19 protein-coding genes and 2 tRNA genes are annotated in these 24,196 nt (G+C 67.4%); 7 read left to right on the forward strand and 14 right to left on the reverse strand.

Annotated features, from left to right (window positions below; translation table 11 throughout):
• Nucleotides 1–46: 46 nt before the first annotated feature.
• Nucleotides 47–1,684: a DUF2207 domain-containing protein gene (locus OJA40_RS05175; RefSeq protein ID WP_263810072.1), complete on the reverse strand. Its 1,638-nt coding sequence runs from the start codon at nt 1,682–1,684 to the stop codon at nt 47–49.
• 243 nt (nt 1,685–1,927) lie between these two features.
• On the opposite strand from OJA40_RS05175, the gene OJA40_RS05180 reads away from it, so the two are divergent.
• The gene (locus OJA40_RS05180; protein WP_272506506.1) at nt 1,928–2,938 is read left to right on the forward strand and encodes an alcohol dehydrogenase; all 1,011 of its coding nucleotides are present in this window, start codon (nt 1,928–1,930) and stop codon (nt 2,936–2,938) included.
• Nucleotides 2,939–3,011: 73 nt separating this feature from the next.
• Here OJA40_RS05180 and OJA40_RS05185 read toward each other — a convergent pair whose 3' ends face one another.
• From OJA40_RS05185 to OJA40_RS05195, 3 genes are all read right to left on the reverse strand, one after another.
• Nucleotides 3,012–4,235, reverse strand: a complete 1,224-nt coding sequence (locus tag OJA40_RS05185; RefSeq protein WP_208427611.1) for an MFS transporter — start codon at nt 4,233–4,235, stop codon at nt 3,012–3,014.
• Between the two features lie 81 nt (nt 4,236–4,316).
• Entirely contained in the window at nt 4,317–5,708 is a 1,392-nt protein-coding gene (locus OJA40_RS05190) for an alpha-amylase family glycosyl hydrolase (protein WP_263810073.1), read from the reverse strand.
• A gap of 188 nt (nt 5,709–5,896) precedes the next feature.
• Entirely contained in the window at nt 5,897–6,499 is a 603-nt protein-coding gene (locus OJA40_RS05195; RefSeq protein WP_263810074.1) for a short chain dehydrogenase, read from the reverse strand.
• A 328-nt stretch (nt 6,500–6,827) separates the two neighbouring features.
• Here OJA40_RS05195 and OJA40_RS05200 point away from each other — a divergent pair.
• Both OJA40_RS05200 and OJA40_RS05205 read left to right on the forward strand, forming a co-directional pair.
• Nucleotides 6,828–6,901: transfer RNA gene (locus OJA40_RS05200), tRNA-Lys, on the forward strand.
• Nucleotides 6,902–6,989: 88 nt separating this feature from the next.
• Nucleotides 6,990–7,075 (forward strand) — tRNA-Leu (locus OJA40_RS05205).
• 338 nt (nt 7,076–7,413) lie between these two features.
• On the opposite strand, the gene OJA40_RS05210 is transcribed toward OJA40_RS05205, so the two are convergent.
• From OJA40_RS05210 to OJA40_RS05220, 3 genes are all read right to left on the reverse strand, one after another.
• Complete coding sequence (locus tag OJA40_RS05210; protein ID WP_208427619.1) at nt 7,414–7,827, reverse strand: DUF2442 domain-containing protein; 414 nt, start codon at nt 7,825–7,827, stop codon at nt 7,414–7,416.
• On the reverse strand, nt 7,814–8,014 hold the full coding sequence (locus tag OJA40_RS05215; RefSeq protein ID WP_263808611.1) for a DUF4160 domain-containing protein: 201 nt from the start codon (nt 8,012–8,014) through the stop codon (nt 7,814–7,816). Before OJA40_RS05215 ends, OJA40_RS05210 begins: the two co-directional genes overlap by 14 nt.
• An 85-nt stretch (nt 8,015–8,099) precedes the next feature.
• On the reverse strand, nt 8,100–8,315 hold the full coding sequence (locus OJA40_RS05220) for an excisionase family DNA-binding protein (protein ID WP_208427617.1): 216 nt from the start codon (nt 8,313–8,315) through the stop codon (nt 8,100–8,102).
• Between the two features lie 910 nt (nt 8,316–9,225).
• Here OJA40_RS05220 and OJA40_RS05225 point away from each other — a divergent pair.
• Nucleotides 9,226–10,566 (forward strand): APC family permease, encoded by a 1,341-nt coding sequence (locus OJA40_RS05225; protein WP_208427565.1) that lies wholly within the window; start codon nt 9,226–9,228, stop codon nt 10,564–10,566.
• Nucleotides 10,567–10,642: 76 nt separating this feature from the next.
• Here OJA40_RS05225 and OJA40_RS05230 read toward each other — a convergent pair whose 3' ends face one another.
• Nucleotides 10,643–13,489, reverse strand: coding sequence for a TonB-dependent receptor (locus OJA40_RS05230; RefSeq protein WP_263810075.1), 2,847 nt, complete (start codon nt 13,487–13,489; stop codon nt 10,643–10,645).
• Nucleotides 13,490–13,657: 168 nt separating this feature from the next.
• Between OJA40_RS05230 and OJA40_RS05235 the strand changes: the two genes are divergently transcribed.
• The 3 genes from OJA40_RS05235 (at nt 13,658) to OJA40_RS05245 (ending at nt 18,789) form a co-directional block, all read left to right on the forward strand.
• A complete protein-coding gene (locus tag OJA40_RS05235) occupies nt 13,658–14,347 on the forward strand; it encodes a protein-L-isoaspartate(D-aspartate) O-methyltransferase (RefSeq protein WP_263810076.1) in 690 nt (229 codons plus the stop codon).
• 284 nt (nt 14,348–14,631) lie between these two features.
• Nucleotides 14,632–17,889: a UvrD-helicase domain-containing protein gene (locus tag OJA40_RS05240; RefSeq protein ID WP_263810077.1), complete on the forward strand. Its 3,258-nt coding sequence runs from the start codon at nt 14,632–14,634 to the stop codon at nt 17,887–17,889.
• 117 nt (nt 17,890–18,006) lie between these two features.
• Nucleotides 18,007–18,789 carry a queuosine precursor transporter gene (locus OJA40_RS05245; protein WP_263810078.1) on the forward strand — a complete coding sequence of 261 codons (783 nt, stop codon included), beginning with the start codon at nt 18,007–18,009 and terminating at the stop codon, nt 18,787–18,789.
• A 71-nt stretch (nt 18,790–18,860) separates the two neighbouring features.
• On the opposite strand, the gene OJA40_RS05250 is transcribed toward OJA40_RS05245, so the two are convergent.
• The 6 genes from OJA40_RS05250 to OJA40_RS05275 all read right to left on the reverse strand — a co-directional run bounded on the left by OJA40_RS05250 (nt 18,861) and on the right by OJA40_RS05275 (nt 23,977).
• The gene (locus OJA40_RS05250) at nt 18,861–19,802 is read right to left on the reverse strand and encodes a branched-chain amino acid transaminase (RefSeq protein WP_208426186.1); all 942 of its coding nucleotides are present in this window, start codon (nt 19,800–19,802) and stop codon (nt 18,861–18,863) included.
• Between the two features lie 73 nt (nt 19,803–19,875).
• Nucleotides 19,876–20,637: a glycosyltransferase family 2 protein gene (locus OJA40_RS05255; RefSeq protein ID WP_263810079.1), complete on the reverse strand. Its 762-nt coding sequence runs from the start codon at nt 20,635–20,637 to the stop codon at nt 19,876–19,878.
• A gap of 69 nt (nt 20,638–20,706) precedes the next feature.
• Nucleotides 20,707–21,216 carry a GNAT family N-acetyltransferase gene (locus tag OJA40_RS05260; protein ID WP_208426188.1) on the reverse strand — a complete coding sequence of 170 codons (510 nt, stop codon included), beginning with the start codon at nt 21,214–21,216 and terminating at the stop codon, nt 20,707–20,709.
• A 51-nt stretch (nt 21,217–21,267) separates the two neighbouring features.
• Entirely contained in the window at nt 21,268–22,839 is a 1,572-nt protein-coding gene (locus OJA40_RS05265) for a magnesium chelatase ATPase subunit I (RefSeq protein WP_208426189.1), read from the reverse strand.
• 205 nt (nt 22,840–23,044) lie between these two features.
• Nucleotides 23,045–23,479 (reverse strand): hypothetical protein, encoded by a 435-nt coding sequence (locus tag OJA40_RS05270; RefSeq protein ID WP_208426190.1) that lies wholly within the window; start codon nt 23,477–23,479, stop codon nt 23,045–23,047.
• A 99-nt stretch (nt 23,480–23,578) separates the two neighbouring features.
• Nucleotides 23,579–23,977 (reverse strand): hypothetical protein, encoded by a 399-nt coding sequence (locus OJA40_RS05275; protein WP_208426191.1) that lies wholly within the window; start codon nt 23,975–23,977, stop codon nt 23,579–23,581.
• Nucleotides 23,978–24,196 lie beyond the last annotated feature (219 nt).

Genomic DNA, 24,196 nt, shown 5'->3' on the forward strand with positions numbered 1-24,196 from the left:
CAGGAGACGGGATTTCTCTCCCCCAACCTTCCAACGTTCAACGCACTCACGCCGCCCCCGCGGCACCGGCCCCGCCGCCGCCAGCCGCTCCGGCAGCCCCGGCCGCCCCTGCAGCCCCGGCCGACGACGACTCGACCGCCCCCATCACCGTCACGACCGGCAAAAAGGCCGCGACGGGAGCACTCGCCGGTTGCTCCGCCCCCACGAGACTGGCGAACCCCTCCGGGAGCTCCGGCACCTCGTCCGCCGCATCGAGCGCCTCTTTGGTCTCTTCGATCCAGGCCCTCGACACCTCCTCGTGGAGGAGCAGCCACGGGAGCGCATCCACGAGCCGTTCGGCGGCGCGTGCCGGACTCGTTTCTCGAAGCCGCTCAATCTCGGATTTCTCGTGGTCGAGGTATGCGCGGAGCGCCACGGCCCGGCGCGCGCCGTCCTCGGTCCAGGTGTACTGCCGCACCGCGGCGATGAATCCCCCGAGGCTCACGCCCATGCCCCCGAAGAGGAGGTAGAAGCGAAGGGCGCTGTCGCCCGTTACCACGGCGGCGAATCCCCCGAGAAGCGCCACGAGGGCCCCGCCCAGAAGCAGTCCGGAGCGCACCGTGTGGTTCTCCATCCACCCACGCTCAAACAGCACGCCCCGAACGTCACTCATGACGTCACTCCGGAATGAGCTGGTGTCCGACCAAAAGTCCTCGAGGGTCTCGTACTCCCCGAGCGTGTCCACGAGGCGACGCTCGAAGTCCGAGAGGTTGTCCGGGGTAGGATGCGTCTCCAGCCGGACCATATCGGTGGTTCCGAAGGCCTGATCCGCCCGGTCGTGACGAAGGGTGACGTGGCCGCGCCGGGCGAGATCGAACAGCGTTGCGAGGAACGCCTGTCCGTCCCGATTCCCGAGCAGCGCCACTGCCATCGGCCGGTCGAGGTCAGGCGGCGGGCGGCGGGCCGTTCGCTCCGGGCGCGGGCCGCGCCAGCGCCACGCAGCAACGCCCCCCGCGGCACCGCCCACAACCACGAGAAACAGCCCGAAGAGAAAATCTGCGGTCGTCGGCAGATGCTCGCCGGCCGCCTGCTTCGGAAACGACACCTCGACCGAGAGGTCGTCCCCCTCCTCTACGCGATCGCGGTGGAACGACGCCACAATCCGGCCGGCCTCTCGTCGCACGGTCCCCGCGTCCGGACGGAGCACAACGTCGTCTCGCTGCAGGTCGAAGGCCGCCGGGAGAACCACCTGTACGTCCACGGTTCGGGTGGGCACGACGGCCCCGTCGGCCATCACGTCGAGTTGGACCACGTTGCGGTCGCCTCGCTCGTAGAGCGCCTCCTCCAGGATGTACCGGACATCGAACCGGGCCGGCGCGGAGCGGTCCGGAAACGACCACCAGACCTGGCGCACACCGTCTGTCTCCCCCGTCCGTACCGAGTCGACGGACGTTTCCGGACTGGTCACCGCCACGGCCCGAAGGGCGCCCGCATCCGCCCGCACGACCGACCGGTACGCCCGCGAAAAAGCCCCCTGCTGGAAATCGTACGCAATCGACTCCTGCACCTCGTAGCCGCCATCGGGCCGCACGTGGACGGTGACGTCCATCTCCGACAGCACGTACTGCTGTTCCTGGGCCGCGGCGGGCCCCACGGCGAGAAGCAATGCAACGACTGCAAGGCGAAGGAGGGAGGAGCCGGACATGGGGGCCGTGGATCTGTGAACGAACTCTTATTTCTCTACGTGCCCTTCGTCCCAGACGTTACAGCACCGCAGTCCCCTTTGTCAATCCGGTGCGGGCCCTCGCCGTGGATTCCCTGCCTGGAAACGCGGCCGGAGTCGATCGGTACCGGTCTATGAACTTCCCGGGCTCCTTCCAGAACGGCACCTCCGGAGAGAGCCTTTCGATTCGCCCGCACAACAGCCCCTTTTGCCCTCATGTCCACCATGCAAGCCGCCCGCATTCCCAGTGCCGGGGCCGACTTTGAAATCGTTGACCTTCCTGTGCCCGACCCCGACGCCCACGAGGTGCGCGTTCGCGTCGAGGCGTGTGGCATCTGTCACAGCGACGCCTTCGTGAAGGAGGGCACGTTCCCCGGCCTCGAATACCCGCGCGTGCCGGGCCACGAGGTCGCCGGGGTGGTCGACGCCGTGGGAACGGATGTTACCCAGTGGTCGGAGGGCGACCGCGTGGGGGTCGGCTGGCACGGCGGCCATTGCTTCACCTGCGACGCCTGTCGCACGGGCGACTTTGTGAACTGCGAGAACGGCCTCGTGACCGGCATCCACTACGACGGCGGCTACGCCGAGTACATGACCGCCCCCGCCGAGGCCGTGGCGAAGATGCCGGAGGGCCTGGCCGCCGAAGACGCCGCGCCCCTGCTCTGCGCCGGCATCACCACGTTCAACGCGCTTCGCAATCAGGACCTGCAGCCCGGCGACCTCGTCGCGGTGCAGGGCATCGGCGGACTGGGCCACCTGGGCGTGCAGTACGCCGCGGCGATGGGCCTGGAGGTGGTGGCGCTCTCCACGAGTGCCGACAAGGAGGCGCTGGCCCACGACCTCGGGGCCGCCCACTTCGTCGACGTGTCGAACACCGATCCGGCCGAGGCACTTCAGGCTCGGGGCGGGGCCGACCTGATCCTGGCCACCGCGCCAAATTCCGACGCCATTACGTCGGTCCTCGGCGGGCTGGGCCGCGACGGGGACCTCGTGATCGTTGCCGCGACGGGAGAGGCGGTCGAGGTCCCACCGATGGCGCTCATTCAGGGCCGCAAGTCGGTCTCCGGCTGGCCCAGCGGCGACGCGAAGGACTCGGAGGACACGCTCGCGTTCAGCGCGCAGGCCGAGGCGCTGCCCGAGATCGAGACCTTCTCCCTGGAGGCGGCCGGGGCGGCCTACGACCGCATGATCAACAATGAGGCCCGCTTCCGCGCGGTCCTCACGATCGATCATTAGGGCCGGCCCGGAGGGGGGACGCCGCCGCCTCGACGCCCCGGACGAGGGCCCTGTGCCGCCCATCCGGGCGTTCCTACGCTGCGCCGAGGAGCCACAGCGCCGCGAGCCCCACCAGGAGGGCCACGCCCCCGGCCGCGTAGAACACCGCCTCGATGCCGCCCAGGGCGAGCGCCAGGCCCATCAGGAGCGGCCCCCCGGCCTGCCCAAGGCGCAGGATCGTGCCGTTGAGGGACAAAATCACACCGCGGGAGGCCTCCGACGACAGCTCGGTCAGCCGGGTCTGCAGGGCCGGCTGGTTCAGGCCCTGTGCCACGCCGTAGAACAGCGAGGCCATCCCGACGCCCCACACGCCGGGCGCCAGCGGCATGAGGACGAGCGCCACCCCGTCGATCACGATGGAGCCCTGGATGAGGCGGCGGGGCGGGACCCAGGTCGCCAGGCGCCCAATCTGGGTCGCCACCAGGGCGCTCGACACCGACGCCGCGGCCAGCACCCCCCCCGACACGACGGACGAGGCGCCGAAGCGGGTCTCGACGAGCTCCGGCACGTACGTGAGGAAGGCGCCGAAGATGAGGACAAAGATGCCGAGGTTGACGGCGAGCAGGCCGAAGACCCGTCGATCCCGCAGGCGCGCCCCCACCGTCCGGAGGTAGCCCCGAAAGCCCTCCGCACTCGACCGACCGTCGACCGCCGGGGCCTCCAGCTTCCACGCCACCGCCGCCCCCACCGGAAGGGCGAGAAGTGGGAGGGCGAACGGCACGTACCACGCGATGGCCGCCAGCATTCCGCCCACGGCCGGAAAGGCCGCTGTCCCCACGTTGAGGGCCGTGGCGTTGTAGCCGACCACCGCGGCCCGCGTCGCGCCGTCGTACCGGTCGCCGATGATCGTAATGGCGAGCCCGACCAGCGGCGCCGCGGCGAACCCCTGCACGGCCCGCAGGCCGAGCAGCACGGGAAACGACCGGGCCAGGGCGCACGCCCCGCCGGCGATCCCAAACACAAACAGCGTGGGCACCAGCACCCGCTTCCGTCCCAGGCGGTCGGCGCCGATGCCCGCGAGGGGCGCACTCAGGAGGCCCGGGAGCGAGTAGGCCGTCACGACCCAGCCCACCTGGACCCGCGAAATGTCGAGTACGTCGACCACCTGCGGAAAGGCGGGCGACACCCCGGACACATTGCCGACGCCCACCAGCGTGACGGCAAAGAGCAGCCAAACGTCAAGGTCGGCGAGGGGCGAGGCGTCCGACGACGCGCTCGGGGAACGAGCGGAGCCCTCGGCGTCGTCGGCAGGTGCCATAGGCGATACGAGTGAGACGTAAGCAAGACCTCGCGGGTCCGGGCGCGGGCGCCCTGCGGTGTCGATCTTCCGATTTGTCCGTCATTCCGCGGCCTCCCGCCGGAGAACGCGGTAGTCGTAGGCCTCCAGGGTCATCGTCGCGCCCTCCACAGACGCCCCCGTCAGGGCATCGGTGAGGGGCGCGTCGGCGTAGCCGTCCGGAAGGGAGACCTCGCGCGAGGCGTCGCGGACGTTGACCGCAACGAGCAGGCTGTCCGTGTCCGTCGCCCGCTCGTACACCAGCACATCCTCGGCGTCCGGGGTATGCACCGTCAGGGCCCCGGTGCGCAGGGCCGGGCTGTCGCCGTACAGCCCGAGGTAATCGCGGTAGAAGCGTCGGACGTCGGGCGTCTGCGACCAGTCGTACGGCGTGCGGGCAAAGAAGGACACCGAGTCGGCCACGCCCAGCTCCTGGCCGTTGTAGACCAGCGGCGCCCCGGGCATGCTCGTCGCAAGCACGAACGCCGCCTTCGAGCCCTCGAGGCCGTCGAAGAGGGCGGGCGGGGGGGCGTCCCACATCGTCTCGTCGTGGTTCGTGGTGAAGCGCAGGCGCCGGGCCGCTTCCGGGAGATTGGCAAGGGCGGTGTCGACCTGCGTGGCGAGGGTGCGGACGGGGGCGTCCTCCGCCCACACCCGCTTCAGCGCGCCGTAGAAGGGCCAGGCGTATGTCTGGTCGAAGCCTACTTCATGCATTTCCGGCCCCGCCGCCTCCGCCAGCATCAGCACCTCCTTGTGGGCCTCCACCGAGTCGATCGCATTCTTCCAGAAGTCGAGCGGCACCGCGTGGGCCACGTCGGCCCGGTAGCCGTCAATGTTAAACTCACGAACCCAGTACTGCATGACGTCGATCATCTCCTGCCGCGTCCGCGGGTTCTCAAAGTCGAGCTCCACCACGTCCGTCCAGTTGGTCGTGTCGCCGTTCAGCACCGGCACCGTGAAGCCGTCGATGGGCCCGTCGCTGTACATGTCCGGGTGCTCGTCCAGCCACGGGTGGTCCCAGGCCGTGTGGTTGGCCACCAGGTCGATGATGATGTGCATGTCCCGGGCGTGCACCGAATCCACGAGTGCCCGGAAGTCCGCCTTCGTCCCGTAGTCCGGATTCACGTCGTAGTAGTCTTTGATGGAATACGGGGACCCCAGCGCTCCGATGTCGCTCTTGCGCCGCTTTTCGCCGATCGGATGGATGGGCATGAGCCAGAGCGTATTGACGCCCATCGCCTGCATCTCGTCGAGCCGCCCGATGAGGCCCTGGAAGGTGCCCTCCGCGGAGGCGTCCGGGACGAACACCTCGTAGACGGTGGCGTCCTGCACCCAGGCCGGCTCGCCCACCCCGTCAATGGAGGGGGAGGCGGACTCGTTCGACGGGCTCGCGCATCCGACGAGGCCGATCGCGAGTGCGGATGCGAGCGCGAGAAGAACCGGGCGGTGGGGCATAGTGAAGACGGCAACTGGACAAGACACAACGGTGCCCGTCGCTCGGCGGGGGCGCCGCAGGGCGACAGGGATACAGTATAGGAAAGAGCCCGAACGCCCCCAAGTCGCTTCCTCCGTCGTCGCCCCGCCTCGGCCGCCCTCCCCCGACCGCCCGGGGCACATGGGCAACACGGCAGGCCCCGCACGGACTACGCCAGGGCCCGCGCATCGAGGGTCTCGCCCGTCATGTCGCCCTCCAGGCTCGCCCGGTACGCCTCCGCGACGGCCGCCGCCGGCAGGCCGTCACGGGGATCCTCGCCCATTTCATCGAGTGTCTCCGCCACCCAGGGCGGGCTCACCACGTTGACCCGGATGTCCCGCGGCGCCTCCAGGGCGGCCGCCCGCACGAACCCCTCGACGCCGGCGTTGACGAGGCTGATGGCCGCGCTGCCCGGCATTGGCTCCTGACTCAACACGCCGCTCGTGAGGGTAAAGCTCCCCCCGTCGCGCACCACGTTGAGCCCGTGGCGGACAAGGTTTACTTGCCCCATGAGCTTGTTCGACAGGCTGTGGGAAAAGTCGTCGGTCGTGAGCTCGGGAAGCTCGCCGAAGGCCGCCTCCCCTGCACACGAGAGCACAGCGTCCTGCGGGCCCACGGCGTCGTAGAGCCGATCAATCGATTCGGGATCGGCCAGATCGACCTGCAGCTCGCCGCTCGTGTGCCCCACCGCCGTTGCGTCGTGCCGGGGCGAAAGCGTATCCACGACGGCGCGGCCGATGGTGCCGGTGCCGCCGACGACAAGAACATCCATGGTAGAGGAGAGAGGTTCGTGCAAGGGAGCAACGTGAAATGTCAGGCCCGCCGCATTTCCGCCCCAGTCCGCCCCGGACGCCGAGGCGGGGACACAGCACCCATTTTTTAAGACGGGCTTGGCGGAGGCGGGCAGCGGCCCGACCATCATACGAAAATGGGCGGGAAAATGAGAAATCGCCCTGCGCGATGGACCGAGGCGTGCCGTCCTCAACGGTCGGACGACGGTCCAGACGGTCGTCCGGTGCCGGCCTCACGAACGCTTCACGCCAGGCGCCACGAACAGATGCGACGGGGCAGCATATATAGGGACGTGTCTTTGACATTTTGACCTCGTAGCTCAGCTTGGCAGAGCAACGGACTTTTAATCCGTGAGTCGCAGGTTCGAATCCTGCCGGGGTCACAGCAATTACGGGTGTCGAGTGGCAGCGGGTACGTACCGAAACAACGGCCCCGAGTCGACATTCGAGACCCGACATTCAGTAGTGCCTGCCCGAGTGGCGGAATTGGTAGACGCGCATGGTTGAGGGCCATGTGGCCGTTATAGGCCGTGGAGGTTCGAGTCCTCTCTCGGGCACACGCAGCGACAGCTTAAACGCCTCTGAGCGCCGTTCATCGGTGATCTCGGAGGCGTTTTTGTTTGGGTTCGTCTCCCCGATCTTGCGAGATGCTGAGGGAAATGGCATGAACCTGAAAACGACTTGGGAATAATTTGGGAACGGCGTTCCCAAGTGTGGCTACGAGCCGAACGGGTCTTCCATCGACCGCTCCCTGCCCCCCGGCGAAAGGTGACTGTACTTGTCGGCCATTCGGGTGGTCGTGTGTCCCAATACCTCCGCTACGACTTCCTTCGGGCGCCTTCCATCGTCAGGGGCGAGGCCGTCGAGTGGCGCAGGCGTCGGAAGCGGGTCCCGATCATTCCCTCGTGTCATCATCGAGAAAATGGCTGTACGGAATGCGGTACTTGCCCGTCCCCCACGGCGGGGGCTCTTCTTCCTCCGCCCGGAGGCGGCGGCGTTCCTGGAGCGCCTCCTTCCATCCCTTGAGGCTCTCTGGGCCCTCTGCGGAGGGCGTACCCGAGAGCATACCGCGCACGGACAGATCTTCGTCCAGCATGGGCCAATGGAGGCCGCGGCCGCGTCCGGTAATCTCGTAAGTCTGCCGTTCCTCGGCGGTCGCAAATGCCAATCGGGGGTACCATTCGAGAGGCGTCGTCACGCTGCGGCCGTCTTCGAGGTGAACTGTGATCTCGTCTGCGTTGACTTCCGCCTCCACAATCCGGGCAGTGTCGTGGGAGCTCGTGTCGGGGGCGTGCTTACGAGTAGGCATTCCAGGCGTCGAGAAGGTCTTGTTCGTGGGTTTCGAGAAGGCGCCGGATCTCACGGAGCTCGTGCCGAGGAAACCCGCCGCCCCGCTCCAGACGCACCGGGTCGACCCAAAATTTCGCCTCGTTGCGGTCCCGCTGAACGTGAACGTGCGGCGGTTCTTGAAGCCGATCCTGTGCGTAAAAGTGCACCCGATACGGCCCCTCACGAAGAACGGTAGGTACTACGCCGTGGTGGTTGCAGTTTGGGAGGAGTCGTCTCTCGTACACACCGCGCTCATTCCGGCTCCGCCTTATCCGAACGCTTCTGTGCCCGGGCCCCTGTGCGGATGGGCTCAAAGTCCTCCCATGCCTCGTCTTTAAGGAGCATTCGACGGCCACCCACTTCCACGTCGTTCAGTCGCCCATCGTCGGTTGCACGGTAGAGCGTGGTCCGGCTGCATCCAATTTGGCGGGCCGCGTCGCTGAAACTGATGAGATCGTCGGGGTCCATCGGTCTGGAGGGGCCGTGCACGTCGAACGGAATGGACTCGACACTACACAAAACAGAGTGTTTCGAGAAGTGTGCAGTCGACGTGTGTGCAACGACGACTCTGGATGCCCTCCAGGTGGTAGAGTCCTCCTTACATTCCGACGGAGCATCAATCGCGCTCTTGTGAGGGAGCGGGAAGGTGTGCAAAGACGTTTTATTCGACGTGCAATTCCAACGAGCCCCTCCGTCAACGCCCAAATCCGGAGACGTGGCACCGCAGCAGCCGCGTGACTCAGATGGGACGGCCGTGCGATGGACGTGTCATTCTTCAGCACAGCTCCCTTGGTGAGCAGATGAAAAGAGGCAACTCGGGGTCTCTAAGCACGGGCGAGTGGCTTCTCTCAGCACGGAAAGACGACTCCGCATCAAAATTCCTCAGGCCAGCCGGACATCTACTTCTGCGTAGTGCTGCCGCCGACGGAGGCAATACTTCTGATCGCCCCCCTTGGAGATTCCGCCACCGCCGTCTGGGAGTGAGTGACCCCGAGGATCCGGCCTGAACCGCCTCCCCAGCCACATCAAGATCGCCGAAACGAAAGTCTCTGAGGCCCCATTTCCCCTCGCCTCAGACTCTCAGGGCTACTGTCAGGGTTGAGTTCCCATACATCCTCTGCGACGGCCCAATCCGTTTTGGCACGCAACATCCTATTTCTCCGCTCAACGGCTACGGAGGCCGATATCCCGTCCCCCCTCGGAACTTCTCGGCGGTTGCGTTTACCACGAATCCCATCTCGGGCACTGCCCCCTGGTTGCAGTTTGCAGCCAGGGGGTTTTCCTTTGGGGAAAGGACCCAGGGCCACGACGCCCCTGCCGCCTGCCTGTGGCCCCCGGCTCCCACCCCTGCGTCCCATCGCCCCACCCCGCCTCCCGAATGACCACGCCCGACCGCACGCCCGTCAAAGTGGGCCTCCTAACCGCCGCGTCCCTCGTGGTGGCCAACATGGTCGGCACCGGCATCTTCACGAGCGTCGGGTTTCAGGTGGAGTACCTGGACTCCCCCTTCGCCCTGCTCATGCTGTGGGCGGTGGGCGGTGGGATCTCCCTCTGCGGGGCGCTCACGTACGGGGAATTGGGGGCCGCGCTGCCCCGCTCCGGCGGCGAGTACCACCTCATCTCGGAGTTGTACCACCCCGCACTCGGCTTCATCGCCGGGTGGATCTCGGCGACCCTCGGCTTTGCGGGGCCCACGGCGCTCGCCGCCATCGCGTTCGGGGACTACACCACCGCCGTCTTCCCGAGCCTGTCGTCCACGCACCTGGCGGCGGGCATCGTGCTCCTCTGCTCCGCCATCCACGCCACGAGCATCACGTGGGGCAGCTGGTTTCAGAACGCGTTTACGGCCCTGAAGGTGCTGCTCATCCTCGTCTTCGTGGGCGCGGCCGTTCAGGCCGACCCGACCACTCACAGCATCACGGTCGTCCCGGACGGAGACGCCCTGAAGGAACTCGTGAGCCCCGGCTTCGCTGTCTCACTCGTGTTCGTGTCGTACGCCTACGCCGGGTGGAACGCCGCCATCTACATCGTCGGGGAGATCCGGGCCCCGCAGCGCAACCTGCCGCTCTCGCTGGTGCTGGGCACCGCGCTCGTGACGGTCCTTTATGTGCTGCTCAACTTCGTATTCCTGTACACGGTGCCAGCGCAGGAGATGGCCGGGGAGGTGGAGGTGGGCTTTCTCGCCGGCTCCGTCATTTTCGGGGACGCAGGGGGCGAGGTGATGTCGCTGTTTATCGCCCTGCTCCTCGTCTCCACCGTAAGCGCCCTCGTCTACCTGGGGCCGCGCGTCACACAGGCAATGGGGGAGGACACCCACGCGCTGCGCTGGCTCGCGGTCACCAACGACCGGGGCATTCCCGTCAACTCCATCCTGTTCCAGCTGGGCCTCGCCCTTCTCTTCATCTACACGTCCACCTTCGACCAGGTGCTCGTGTACGCCGGCTTCACGCTCATCCTGTCGACGATGGTGACGGTCGCCGGGGTGTTCGTCCTCCGCTGGCGCCGGCCCGAGATCGACCGCCCGTACAAAACCTGGGGCTACCCGGTGACGCCGCTCCTCTTCCTGGCGGCCAACGCCTGGATCCTCGTGTACGTGTTTCTCGACCGGCCGACCGAGTCGCTGATCGGGCTCAGCATCGTGGCCGTAGGGGCGGCCCTCTACGTTGCCGGCCAGTGGGGCGCCCCGGACGAGGCCCCGAGGTCCGAACCGACCGCGTAGTCCCCCCAACGACGGACGGCCCGCTCCGTCCAGGCGGACGAGGCGGGCCGTCGGGATGTCGCCGAGCTCAACGGGACTACAGCTGCACGTTGAGGCGGGCGAAGTAAAAGGCCCCATTGAGCCCCTGTTGCACCGGCGCGTAGTCGAAGACACCCGCGTACGAGTTGCCGAAGACCTGCTCGTCGGGATAGTTGTTGAACAGGTTGCTGGCGCCGATACTCACCGTCGCCGCCTCCGTGAGGTCGTACGAGGCCGTCGCGTCGACCACCCACTCGGGGCTGTGGGTCTGATTCTGCGCGAAGCCGGGCCGCACCTGTTCCCCAAAGCGCACCGTGCGGACCAGAAGGCCGAACGCGCTGAGTTGATAATCGGCCGAGAGCGTGACCTTCGACTCCGGGTTGCTCTCCGTGAGGAAGCCCTGCTCCTGCCGGCCAAAGAACGTGCCCTGCAGGTCGTCTCCCTCGTAGTTTGCGCGAACGGTCTCGGGGATGGTCAATGACTGGATTTCGGTGTCGTTGACGTTGCCGGCGGCCGAGAACTCGACGGTGCCGGTGGGCAGCGGAAGGCGATACGTCGCCACCACGTCAAGGCCGGTCGTCTTGGTGTCCACGGCGTTGGCGAATACCTGCGCGTTCTGTGCCCCCACCTCTGCGAGAAGATTGGAGAGCCCCGAGCTAAACTCTCCCGTCAGCACCACGCGGTCGTCCACGTAGATCTGGTACCCGTCAATCGTGAGGTCAAGGTTCTCGATGGGGCTGGCCGTGATGCCGGCGCTATAGCTGCGCGACCGCTCCTCTTCGAGTTGCGGAATGCCCAGGACGCGGGCCACCTCGCTGTCGTTGCTGAAGGTTCCGATGTTCACGAGCTGCCCCTGGTCGTCGAAGTCGGTTCGCACCTCGTTGAAGTAGATTTGGTGGAGGGACGGGGCACGGAAGCCCGTGCTCGCCGACCCGCGCAGGTTGAGGCGCCCGTCAAGCAGGCCCCACCGGGCAGCCAGACGCCCATTCAGGGTGCCCCCGAAGTCGCTGTAGTTCTCGTAGCGGCCGGCGGCCGTCACCAAAAGGGCCTCCGTGAGGTTGACCTCCGTATCGAGGTAGGCCGCCACGTTGCTGCGCGTGCGGTCCACCTCGTTCTCCGGCCGAAAGCCCACGAAGCCCTGCGTGCCCGGCTCCTTGCCGAGCGTGTCGCGCGTGACCAATCGGGGGCTCGCGGCACTCGTGTCATCGATCAGCTGGACGCGGCCGTAGTTGCGGTACGAGGCTTCCTCCCCCGAAAAGATTTGGTACCGGTCGGTCCGGTAGGCTCCCCCAAAGGCCACGTTAATGCCCGCCAACGCGTCGTCGAAGAAGCGCGACACATCGAGGTTGGTCACGTTCTGGCTGAAGGCGTGCCCACCGGCGTAGATGCTGGTGGGACTGGCCTGGAGGAGGGACGCATTGACCGTGTTGTCCATCTGGTAGTCCAGGCTGTTGCGCCCGTAGCTGTTGCTGAGGTCCCAGGTCCATCCTCCAATCGTGCCCTCGACGCCGATCGTGAGCGACTGGTCGACCACGTCGGAGTTCATCTCCGGCTGGAAACCATTTGGAAAGAGGGCAGGGTCAGTGTTGGACGCCCGGTATGGCATGGCCGAGGTGCTGAATGGAAGCCGCCGGAAGGGGGCCCCAATTCCATTCTTGTAGGAAAGGCCCCCGAAGGCGTAGAGCGTCGCGTCGTTGCCCAGTCCTACTTCCGAGTTCAGGAAAACGGCCCGTTGCTGGACGGCCGACTGCCCCACTCGGAACTGGAAGTCGGACCGCTCCAGCCCGCGCTGATTCAAGATCTGGGTATCGATGCGTCGGGCGTTTTGAGCGGCCTCCTCTCCGATGATGCCGGCTACCTGCGGATACGCGAACGGGAAGCCCGACGGGGGCGCAACGCCGTTCGGAACGTCCGACTGGTCGAAGAGGATGAGCTGATTTCCGTCGGCCCGGTTGGTCCGCGCCCGGTCCCGAAACATGCCCGTGACGTTGACGAAGCCGTCCTCGCCAACCGCAAAGCCGTAGTTTGCTGACACCTTCACAACCTCCCCATCCCCGGCGTTGCGCAGTCCTGTGGTGACGTCGGCTGTGAGCTGGTTGGTCGCCTCTTTCATCTGCAGGTTGAGGACCCCGGCGACGGCGTCGGACCCGTACTGGGCCGAGGCGCCGTTGCGCAGCACCTCAACGCGCTGGACGGCCGCCGAGGGAATGGCGTTCAGGTCTGTCCCCACGGCGCCCCGCCCCACCGTGCCAAGCGTATTGACGAGGGAGCTCTTGTGGCGCCGCTTGCCATTGACGAGCACGAGCAGCTGGTCGGGCGGCAGGCTCCGGAGGGTTGCCGGGTCAATGAACTCAGTCGCATCGGATGAGGTCTGACGATTCGCCTGGAATGACGGCGCCGTGTAGGTAAGCAACTGGTTCAGATCCGTCTGTGGCGACTGGGTCGTCAACTCCCCCACCGGCAGCGCGTCGACCGGGACGGCCGACTGGAGGGCCGACCGGCTCTGGCCCCGGCTTCCGACAACCACCACGTCGTCGAGCGTCGACCCGGGCGTGAGCTCAAAGTCGAACGTGTACGTCTCGCCCGCCTCCACGCGCAGCTGCTCCGTTTCCGCCGAGTAGCCGACGAAGCTCGCTCGCAGGCGGAGGTCGCCCGGCGCGACCCGGACGCGATACTGCCCGTCGGTGTCGGCGCTGGTGCCCCGCTGGGTGCCCAGAACCTGCACGTTGGCCCCGGCGAGGGGAGCGCCCGTCTCAGCATCGACCACCCGCCCCTGGACGGTGGCGGAGGACTGCGCCTGTGCCATCCCGGGCGATAGGCCCCCCAGGGTCGCACACGCGATTCCCAGTCCCAGCAGCAGTGACCCGAAGGCGGAGAGGCGGCGAGGCGGAGAAAAGGGAAGCATAGCGTACTCGCGACGTCGGTGTGTAAAAGTGTGACGCCCCCAATTAAGGCACCGCTTCAAAGAGATGCTGTGGAAATCCTGTAGAGAGCCGGCTTGCATGCCCCTTGAACGCCCGCCTGGGACGATCCGTTAGTCATTGTTCACACTCCGCCACGTCCAGCCCCCATCATGCTCGGCGCTCTCCTCGCCCTTCTCGTCGTCGCGCCCCCGCCCGATACCTCGTGGCCTCATCAAGACCTACGCGAGCGCATGGTCCAACAACAGATTGCCGCCCGGGGCCTCACCGATCCGGCGGTGCGCGGCGCCCTGCGCTCCGTGCCGCGCCACCGGTTCGTGCCTGAGGTGTCTCCGGAGCTCGCCTACGCGGATCGTCCGCTCCCCATCGGCCACGACCAGACCATCTCCCAGCCCTACATCGTGGCCCGGATGACGGCGCTCGTCCGGCCGGATTCGGCGGACCGCGTCCTGGAGGTGGGAACCGGCTCGGGCTATCAGGCCGCCGTGCTGGCCTCGATCGTGGATTCGGTCTACACCATCGAAATCATTCCCGACCTGGCCGCCAGCGCCACCGAGCGCCTCCGTCGCCTTGGCTACGACAACGTCCTCGTCCGGAACGGGGATGGCTTTGACGGGTGGCCGGCCCGCGCGCCATTCGACGCCATCGTGGTGACGGCGGCCCCCGACGCGATCCCGCCGCCCCTCCTCGACCAGCTCGCGGAGGGCGGACGCATGATCGTGCCGGTGGGCCCGGCGGGCGGCACCCAGGACCTCACCCTCGTCACGAACGACGACGGCAAACTCACGAGACGGACGCTCGCGCCCGTCCGGTTCGTGCCCTTCCTCCGCCCCGAGCCCTGATGCAGATCAGGGCTCGGTCTCCTCCCTTCCTGCTCCGCGAGCCGACCCTCCTCCTTTTCCTCCACACGTCTCCGTCGCTTTTCGTTGGCGCCCGCATCACCTATCTTGGATGCGCTCTCCCTTGCAGATTCTTATCGCCTCTGTATGCGCCGCTCCGTTGCCGCCGCGCTCCTCCTCGCCGCCCTCGGCCTGGAGCCCGCGACGGGCACGTCCGAGTAGTGGGTGCGTCGTCGTTCCTCGCCGCACACTCCGTTTTCGCACTCTTCTCCTTACGCCCAGGCCCCGTGCCCTCCCGCCCCGCCGACTGGCCCGACCTCAACCCCGACCAGCGGGCCGCCGTGACGGCGTCGATGGATCCGCAGCTCGTGGTGGCCGGGCCGGGGACCGGCAAGACGCGCGTCCTCGTGTGCCGGGCCGCCCACCTCATCGAGCACGAGGCCGTGACGCCGTCCCGCCTCGTCCTGGTCACCTTCACGCGGCGCGCCGCGCAGCAGCTCACCCGTCGACTCGCCACCCTCGTGGGCCCGGAGGCGCAGCACGTCCGGGCGGGCACCATTCACCACTTCTGCTACAAAACCCTCCGCGCCCATTCGGCCCCGGCGGGCGTGCCCGACGACTTCATCGTGGTCGACGACACGGTGACCGACGCCTTCTGGCAGCGCTGGCACGAGGCGCACGAGCGCTGGTGCGAGGCAAACGACCTCCACAGCTACCGCCAGGTCAAGACCCACGTCAGCCGCATCAAGCTCGGGATCGACACGGTGTCGGGGCGGCTCACCGAAGGCCTGCGGGCCTACGGCGAGATGCTCGCGGACCGGGGCGCGCTCGACTTTGACGACCTGCTCGTCAAGACGCGCGACCTGCTGCGCAATCACCCGGACGTGCGGGCCGACCTCGTGGACGAGACGCGGGCGGTCCTCGTCGATGAATTTCAGGACACCGACCCGGTGCAGTTCGACATCATCCGCCGCCTCGGCGAGGCGGGCACCCACCTCTACTGCGTGGCCGACGACGACCAGTCCGTCTACCGCTTCCGCGGGGCGCGGCCCGCCAACCTGCGGCGCTACATCGAGCGCTTCGACTGCTCCGAGGAGCGGGGCACGCGGCACGTCCTTACCACCAACTACCGCTCCAACCGCTCGATCTACGCGGTGGCCGAGGCGGTGCTCGACGCCGACGAGCGCCTCAAACAGCGCGGCGACATTCGCACGTCGGACGCCAGTACACAGCCGGTCCGGCTGGTCGCCTGCGACGACCCCGAGGCCGAGCGGACCCACGTGCTCCGGCAACTGCGCGACTGGCTGGACGAGGGGGCCGAGCGGAGCGACCTGGCGGTCCTGACCCGCTGGAACCGCCGCCTCGCGGCCCTGGAACGGGCGTGCCTCCGGGCCGGCCTCGCCTGCGAGACGAGTCAGAGCGAGGCGCTCCTGGACACCCCTCCGGCGCAGAAGCTGCATGCCCTGCTCCGCGTCGTCGATGCCCGCCGTCGCGGCCGGCCGCTCGACGCCCCCATGACGGAGCTGCTGTCCCACCTGCTGCCGGACGACACGATGGCCCGGCTGCGCGACTTCGGCGAGCGGAGCATGCCGGACGCGACCCTCTGGACGGCCTTCCAGACCGCCGTCTCCAACGAGCAGGCCCGCCGCAGCGCCGGCCTCGACTCGGCCACGGACCGCCTCGACCAGGCCTACGCCACGATCACCAACCTCCTGCAGAGCACGCAGGAGGACGGCCTCACCATCGGTGCCTTTACCCGCACTGCCCTTCGGCAGCTCGGGGATCCCCTCCAGCTGCTCCGCCGCTACGCCGCCCCCCTGGCCGATCCGGCCTCTCATCCGTCCGTCCGCCAGGCCGGCACGGTCCTCGACGAGTGGCGCCGGGCCCCGGCCCGCACATCGCGGGCCGGGGACCCACCCCGCCTTCTCCTACACCACCGCACGCCCCAGATCACGCGGCTCTGGCGGCAGCTGGTGCGGCGGGCCCTCGACCTCGAAACGGATCCCCCCGCGCCGCTGCCCGAAATGCAGGAGGCCCTCTTCGCCCGCCCCGCCGACGAGGGCATTCCCCCGCTCGGGGCCGACGACGTGGTCCTCACAAACGACCTGGAGGCCCTCCTCCGCTGGGCCGAGCGGACCGGGGCCTTTTCGGGATCGACCGATACGCCCCAGATCCTCCTGCTCGCGCCCGACGGCGCCCTGCCGTCCGGCCAGAAGACGCTGCTCGGCGTCGACCCGGACAACGTGCACGTCGTGGATCCGGGGTCCACCTTCCATAGCCCCTCGGTCCGGCTGGTCAAGCTTCTGCAGATGACCAGCGGCCCGTCCGCCCCCGAGCCGCTCTTTCCGGAGTACGTGATGGTCGACCTCGAGGCCACGAGCACCGACCCGCGCCACTGCCGCGTCGCCGAAATTGGGGCGCTCAAGGTGCGAGACGGAACCGTGGTGGACCGCTTCTCCGAACTGGTGCAGTTGCCCGAGGACCTGACGGCCGACGAACGCGAGACGCTCCGCACAGTGTGCGGCCTCGATCCGGCGTCGGACTTCGACGAGGCCCGGCCTGAGGCGGCGGTCTGGGCCGACTTCTGTGCCTTCGTGGACGGGGCGCCCCTCGTCGCCCACAACGGCCAGCGCTACGACTTCCGCGTCCTGCGCCGCCTCGCCGAGACGCACGACGCCGAGGCGCGCTGGGCCGCGACCTACGACCTGCTGCCCGCGGCGCACGAGCTGTTTCCCGACCTCCGCCGCTACGACGCCGCCCACCTTCGCGAGACGCTCCTCGACGACCCGACGGACACTGCCCATCGCGCCCTGGCCGACTGCGAAGATCAGCAGCGCATCCTGGCGCGCATGCAGGAGGAGCGCGCCCGCCAGCGTCGCGTGCTGGCCCACGAGCCGCTCCTGCCGCTCCTCGTGGCCGCCCTCACCTACGAATCCCCCGCCCCCGAGGCGCTGTCGGACGACGCCCGGGTCTTTTTGCAGGTGGGGCACACGTGGGCCCTGCGTGACGCCTCCCCCGCCGGCGACGACCTGCGCTCGCTCCTGCCCCGCGCCCTGCCGGATCGCCTCCGCCAGCACGCGCTCTACGCGCTGATCGACGAGGACGCCCTGCTCACGGCTTCGGCCGGCCTCCAGCCCGGCCTCGCCCGCCGCCTGGCGGCCCTCTTCGCACCCTACGCCGACCGCCCGCTCCGGAGCGAGGCGCTGGCGGACCTGCTTGCGCACCTCGCGCTCTGGGGCGAAGAGACGACACCGCAGGGCGAGGACGTGATTACCCTCTCCACCTACCACAGCGCCAAGGGGCTCGAGTTCGAGCGCGTCGTCTGCATGGACGTGCACGACAACGCCTTCCCGCCCTACTTCGCGCGCAACCCGGAGGAGCGCCGCGAGAGCCGTCGCCTCCTGTACGTGGGCATGACGCGCGCCGAGCGGCACCTCGTGCTCACCTACCCGAAACGCGAGCGCGGCTACGACCGGCGCCCCACCGCCTTCCTCGACACCGCCCCCGACGAGCTCCTGCGGGTCACGGACGCCGCCCCTCCCTGACGCCGCAACCGGGCGCCGGGTCTTCGGCGTTCGTTACGATTGCTCAACCGGGAAACGAACGGGCACACTCGGGTGTGCAGACAAAGTCACATTTCCTCACAGGCTCCCTTCCGCCGCGTGCCTCCTTCCGACTCCCCCACCACGACACGACGCGAGGCGACCCTCCCGGGCCAGGACCTCGGCCACCTGCGGAACGCCGACCCGTCGCGGGCCGAGCGTGCCTTCACCGTCTTGGCCGGCCTCTTCATCGGGGCGCTCGTCATCACGAATGCCGTCGCGAGCAAGTTCTTCGTCCTGTTCGGGCAGGAGCTCTCGTGCGGCATCATCGCGTACCCGGTGACGTTCCTGGCGACGGACCTCATCTCCGAAATCTACGGGCGGAAGCGGGCCAATACGGTCGTCGGGGCCGGGTTCGTGGTGAGCGTCTTCATTACGATCGTGGTGTGGATTGCGAACGCGGCCCCCACCTACGAGCAGTCGCCCGTGACCGCCGAGGCGTTCAACTCCGTCTTCGGCCTCCTGCCCGGCATCGTGCTGGGGTCGATGGTCGCCTACCTCGCCTCCCAGTTCATCGACGTGCAGCTGTTCGAGTTCTGGCGCCGGCTCACGGACGGGAAGTACATGTGGCTCCGCAACAACGGGTCCACCTTCTTCAGCCAGTTCGTCGACACGATCATGGTGGTCACCATCGCGCTCGTGATCTGGCCGGAGGTGGACGGCAATCCGGGCACGACGCCCCTCGCGTTCGAGACGTGGCAGGGCATCGTCTTTGGGCAGTACGTGTTCAAGCTCGGCATCGCGGCGCTCGACACGCCCCTCTTTTACGTCGCGACCCACTACCTCACGAACTGGATTCAGGCCGACCCGCGGGCGCTGGAGACGGACGGCGTGATGGAGTAGCGCGTCCCAAACAAAACGGGCTCGCCCTGGAGGGGACGGGCCCGTGCGCATTCGCATCCAGGGAGGACTCCTCAGGCCGTCATCTCCGGTTCGTCCGCCGCCGGCACGTCCACGAACGTCAGCCAGTCGTGCGGGTCGTGCCCCTTCTCGACGACCTCGAAGAACGCGTCCTGCATCTCCTTCGTGACGGGCCCGCGCGAGCCGGAGCCGATCGTGTAGTCGTCGACCGTGCGGATGGGCGTGACCTCGGCGGCCGTGCCGGTAAAGAAGAGCTCGTCGGCCGTGTAGAGCGCCTCCCGGGGAATTTTCTTCTCTTCCACCTCGTAGCCGCGCTCCTCGGCCAGCGCGATGATGGAGGCCCGCGTGATGCCGGGCAGGATGGACAGCCCCGTCGGCGCGGTGTAGAGCGTGTCGTTCTTTACCACAAAGAGGTTCTCGCCGCTCCCCTCGGCCACGTAGCCGTCCGTGCTCAGCATGATGCCCTCCATCTTGTCGTTCTTGATGGCGTTCATCTTCACGAGGGAGGCGTTCAGGTAATTCCCGCCCGCCTTCGCCATCGCCGGAAAGGTGTTGGGCGCCATGCGGTTCCAGCTGGCCACCTCCACGTCCACCCCCTTCTCCAGGGCCTCTTCGCCGAGGTACTCGCCCCACTCCCAGACGGCGATGAAGGTCTCCACCGGGTTTTCGAGCGGGTTGACGCCCATCGGGCCCTCGCCCCGGAGCACGACGGGCCGGATGTAGCACCCACGGAGGCCGCTCCGCTCGATGGTGTCCACGACGGCCTCGACGAGGTCGTCGAGGTCGAAGGGAATATTCATCCGGTACACCTTTGCCGAGTCGACCAGGCGCTGCATGTGCTCCTCCAGCCGAAAGACCGCCGATCCCTGATCGGTGTCGTAACAGCGAATCCCCTCGAAGACGGAGGACCCGTAGTGGATGACGTGGGAGAGGACGTGAATCTCAGCGTCCTCGTGGTCGATAAAGTCTCCGTTGTACCAGATGTCGGGCTCCATGGCGGCGTGCGGGGCAGAAGGTCGGGAGATAACGTGACGAACCGGGAGAAAAACGACGCCCTGGGGCAAAGGTTCAGCCCCCTGGGTTGGGCGTTGGGGCGTCGGTGCGGGCCCGGTCGACTCGTTCTCGAAGCCGGGGGGCGCGCCGGTGCGTCGTCGCGGCCATGCGGCCGATGGTCCAGAGGATCTTGGCGGACGCCTTCACGGTGCCCGAGAGGGTGCCTGTAATTTTGGACGGCCCGATGCCGCGCCGGTACGAGACCGGGACCTCCTCGACGCGGAGCCCCGCCTCCAGGGCCTTGATCTGCATCTCGATCGTCCAGCCGAAGGTCTCGTCCTGCATGTCGAGGGCGAGCAGGTCGCGGAACCGAATGGCCCGGAAGGGGCCGAGGTCGGTGTAGTCCGCCCCCCAGAGGCGTGCCATGAGGGAGCAGGCGAACCGGTTGCCCACCTGTGCCTGCGGGAGCAGGGCGCCCGGCTCGGCGTCCCCCCGAATGCGGGACCCCACCACGAAGTCCGCCTCGTCGGCGGCAATCGGCTCCACGAGGCGCGGCAGTTCCTCCGGGTGGTCGCTGTAGTCGCCGTCCAGAAACACGACGACATCCGGCTGCCTCGTCTCCGCGTAGGCGATGCCGCGCAGGCAGGCGGCGCCGTAGCCCTGCTGGGGCTCGTCGACGACGGTGGCCCCGGCGGCCCGGGCGTTGGCCTTCGTCGCGTCGGTCGAGGCGTTGTTGACGACCACCACCTCGTCGACCCGCCCGTCGGGAAGGTCGCCGATCACCGGGCCGATGGCCTGTGCTTCGTTGAAGGCGGGGATGATGGCGAGCGTCTTCACGGGGCTGGGGATGAACGGACGGGCGTGGCAAAATGAGGCACGGTTCAGAGCGGGGCCTCCCCCCAACCGTTACGCCGCCGCGCCCGCCGTCGCGATGTCTTCGATGGCCTCCTCGTCCAGGCGCATGGTCGTCCAGTCGTCGAGCGGCTCGGCCCCCAGCTCGTCGTAAAACTCGATCGCCTCCGTATTCCAGTCCAGCACGGCCCAGTCGATGCGGCGGCAGCCCCGCTTTTCCGCAATTTCTGCGAGGCGCCGAAACAGCGCGAGCCCGATGCCCTCTCCGCGGTACGTCGACCGCACGAAGAGGTCTTCTACGTACAGCCCCGCGTTGGTCTGGAAGGTGGAGTAGTTGTGGAAGAACAGCGCAAAGCCGACCGCCGTGTCGCGCTCCGTCTCGGCGAGGAGCGCCTCGCAGCCCGTGAGCGCCTCCGCCGACAGGTGCTCCTCCAGCAGCTCCACGCTCGGCTCGGCCTCGTCGAGCAGGTTCTCGTAGGTGGCCAGCTCCACGATGAGGTCCACGAGCGTCTTCGCGTCGGCGGGCGTGGCCTTGCGGATCGATACGTGCGGTGAGCTCTCCATCGTCGGGCGCAGGTGTTTGAGAGAGGGGTCAACGGGTGTACCGCTTCGACACTACCGGTACCGACTCAGCGGGTCGTCGGTGTCGTCGTCATCGTCGTCGAAGTCGCCCTCGTCGAAGTCATCGCCCGGCACGCCGCCGTCGCCGATGGAGGAGAGCATCGAGCCCATGATGTCGTCGTAGGTCTGCCCGCCGTCGCTAATCTCTTTGCCCACGAGCGAGTGCTGGTGGAGGGCCTCGACGACGAACTCCATGCCCGTGTGGGTCTCGCCGGTCGTGTCCGGCGAGAGGTACTCCTCCGCAAGCGCCTGGAGGCCGTCGATCTGCCCGAGCGTCTCCGCGTACGCCGCGTCGCTCATGTCCTGGTCCAGGTCGATGGAGCGGCCCTGCGCAAACCAGTCGAGCACGTCCTTGTACTCGGGACGGCCCTCCTCCTTATCGCTCGGGTCCGGGAAGTGCTCGTCGAAGAGCGCCCGGACGGCCCGCCCGATCAGCGTGAGCGCCACCTCTTCGGCGCCCTCCTGCTCCCCCTCGTAGACGAGCTCCACCTTGCCGGTGATGGCCGGGGCCACGTGCATCAGGTCGCTGACGCGGACGGTCGTCTCGTCCTCGCCGTTGAGGAGCGCCCGCCGCTCGGCGGCGGAGATGAGCGCCTCCAGCGCCGCCCGCGTCACGCGAACCGAGACGCCGGAGGTCTGGTCGATGTACTCGCTCTCGCGCGCCTCGAACGCCACCTGCTCGACGATCTCGCGGAAGAAGCGCGGGATGTGCACGTCCACCGCCGCCGCCCCGTCGGCGCGGTCCTGCCACGCCTCCTGCTCGGTGATGGACATGCCCGTCTCGATCGTCTTCGGGTAGTGGGTCGTGATCTGGCTGTCGATGCGGTCCTTGAGCGGCGTCACGAGGTTGCCGCGGCTCGTGTAGTCCTCCGGGTTGGCGGAGAAGACCATCATCACGTCGAGCGGAAACCGCACGTTGAAGCCGCGGATCTGGATGTCCTGCTCCTCCATGATGTTGAAGAGGCCCACCTGAATCCGCGGCTGTAGGTCCGGCAGCTCGTTGATCGCGAAAATACCGCGGTTGGTGCGCGGGACAATGCCGAAGTGGATGACCTCCTCGTCGGCGTAGGTGAGCCGCTCGTTGGCGGCCTTGATGGGGTCGATGTCGCCGATGAGGTCGGCGATCGTGGTATCCGGCGTCGCCAGCTTCTCGCCGTAGCGCGCCTCTCGGGGCAGCCACTCGATCGGCGTGTCGTCGCCCCGCTCCTCCACGATTGCACGCCCTTGCTTGGTGATCGGATTGAAGGGATCCTCGTTGAGGGGTGTGTCCTCGATCACCGGAATGTGGTCGTCGAGGAGCCGCGGCAGCATGCGGATGAGGCGGCTCTTGGCCTGCCCGCGCAGCCCCAGCAGGATAAGGTCGTGCTTCGCGAGGATGGCATTCTGAATCCGCGGAATGACGGTCTCGTCGTAGCCCAGGATGCCGGGAAAGACCTCCTCGCCGGCACGGAGCTTCTGCATCAGGTTGGCCCGCAGTTCGTCTTTAACGGAGCGGACCTGATAGTCAGCTTCCTTAAGTTCGCCGAGCGTGTCGATGTCGGTGAGGACCGTGTCGGGGTGGGCCATGGACGTGGCGGTGTTCGTGGCGGAAAGGGACAACTGCAACGGGATGCGATTGGCACCGTGATCGCCCGCCCGCTGTTCCTCTCGTGCGCCATGGCGTGGAGGGATTCCCCTTCGATCCTGTAACGAGTGGAGGGCGGTCCGCGGCCCGAGCGAGCGCGCCCGACTGCATCATCAATACGAGGGCGGAATCGACCACCGCGTCGGGTTACGGCCCGAACGGAATCGTCACGCCCAGCCAGGGAAACCCAATGAAATCCACTTCGCCTTCCAGCGGCCGCGCCAGGGCGAAGTCGACCGCAAAATTCTCGGGGGCCCACCGGACGCCAAACGAGATGAGATTGGCGTCGTCCACCCCCGGGAAGAAGTAATTTTCGGAGATGAGATAGGTCGTCCGGCCCACGCGCGTCATCCCACTGATGTTGATGGCGGGCCGGTCCGCGAAGCCGTCCCCCGCGTAGCCGTACCCGAGCCCGACCGTAGCGTTGTGGTCTCGGCTCCCCACCGTGGCAGATCCATAGACAAGGCCGGCTCCTCCCCCGTCGTCCACCCCCAAGACGCCTCCAAACACGCCCCCGACAGCGAGATGGAAGTTATCCTGGGGCGTCGAGATCGACAGCTTGGGGAGGAACCAGATGGGCAAAGCTTCCGCCCCAAACAGAAAAATGGGCACCGTCCCGGCCCCCACCGAAAAATGGTCGGTGGCGCCGTAGTTGACGTTGTTGAGGAGAATCCAGGTGTTCTAATAGTATCCTTCCCCCTTTGGAATCCCGAGGGCATTCGGGGCAAAAAGGTATCGGGTCGACTGCGGATTCCGGAACCAGTACTCGCCGTCCCGAAAACGGTCCGCGGCAATCCTCTCTATGCTCTCGATATCCGCCCGCTGGATCGTCACCTCCCCGAGTTGTCGCGTGTCGAGGACCACCTCCGTTTCGGTGTCGGACACCAGCGTTCCAAGAAGCACCTGTCCATCGGTCGTCTCGACTCGGTACTGTGGTGCCCCCGATGTGTCCGGCTGCTGCGCGTAGAGAGGGGATTCAAAAACCGCCAACAAAAGAAACACCCCGACCAGGGCCCAAGGCCTCGATCGCTTCCAGGGCCGTGGTGGCACAACGTTCGAGTCGATACGCGAGTAGGACATGGAATTTTGGGAATCTATGAGAAGACCACATGACGGTGCCCCCAAGTTACGTCGCACCGGACAGGCAGACGGGTAACGCCTCCGGCCACGACGGCAGTCTCACAGATACATCAATCCGCCCCGAAAAACCTGACACTCTTCCCCGAAGCCCGGCCATGTCCGGCCTTTCAGGGTCCGATTTCCGGATCGTCTACGGCCTCGGGGGATTGCTCCGCGTCC

It is taken from the genome of Salinibacter pepae, assembly GCF_947077775.1.
Taxonomy (GTDB): Bacteria; Bacteroidota; Rhodothermia; order Rhodothermales; family Salinibacteraceae; genus Salinibacter; species Salinibacter pepae.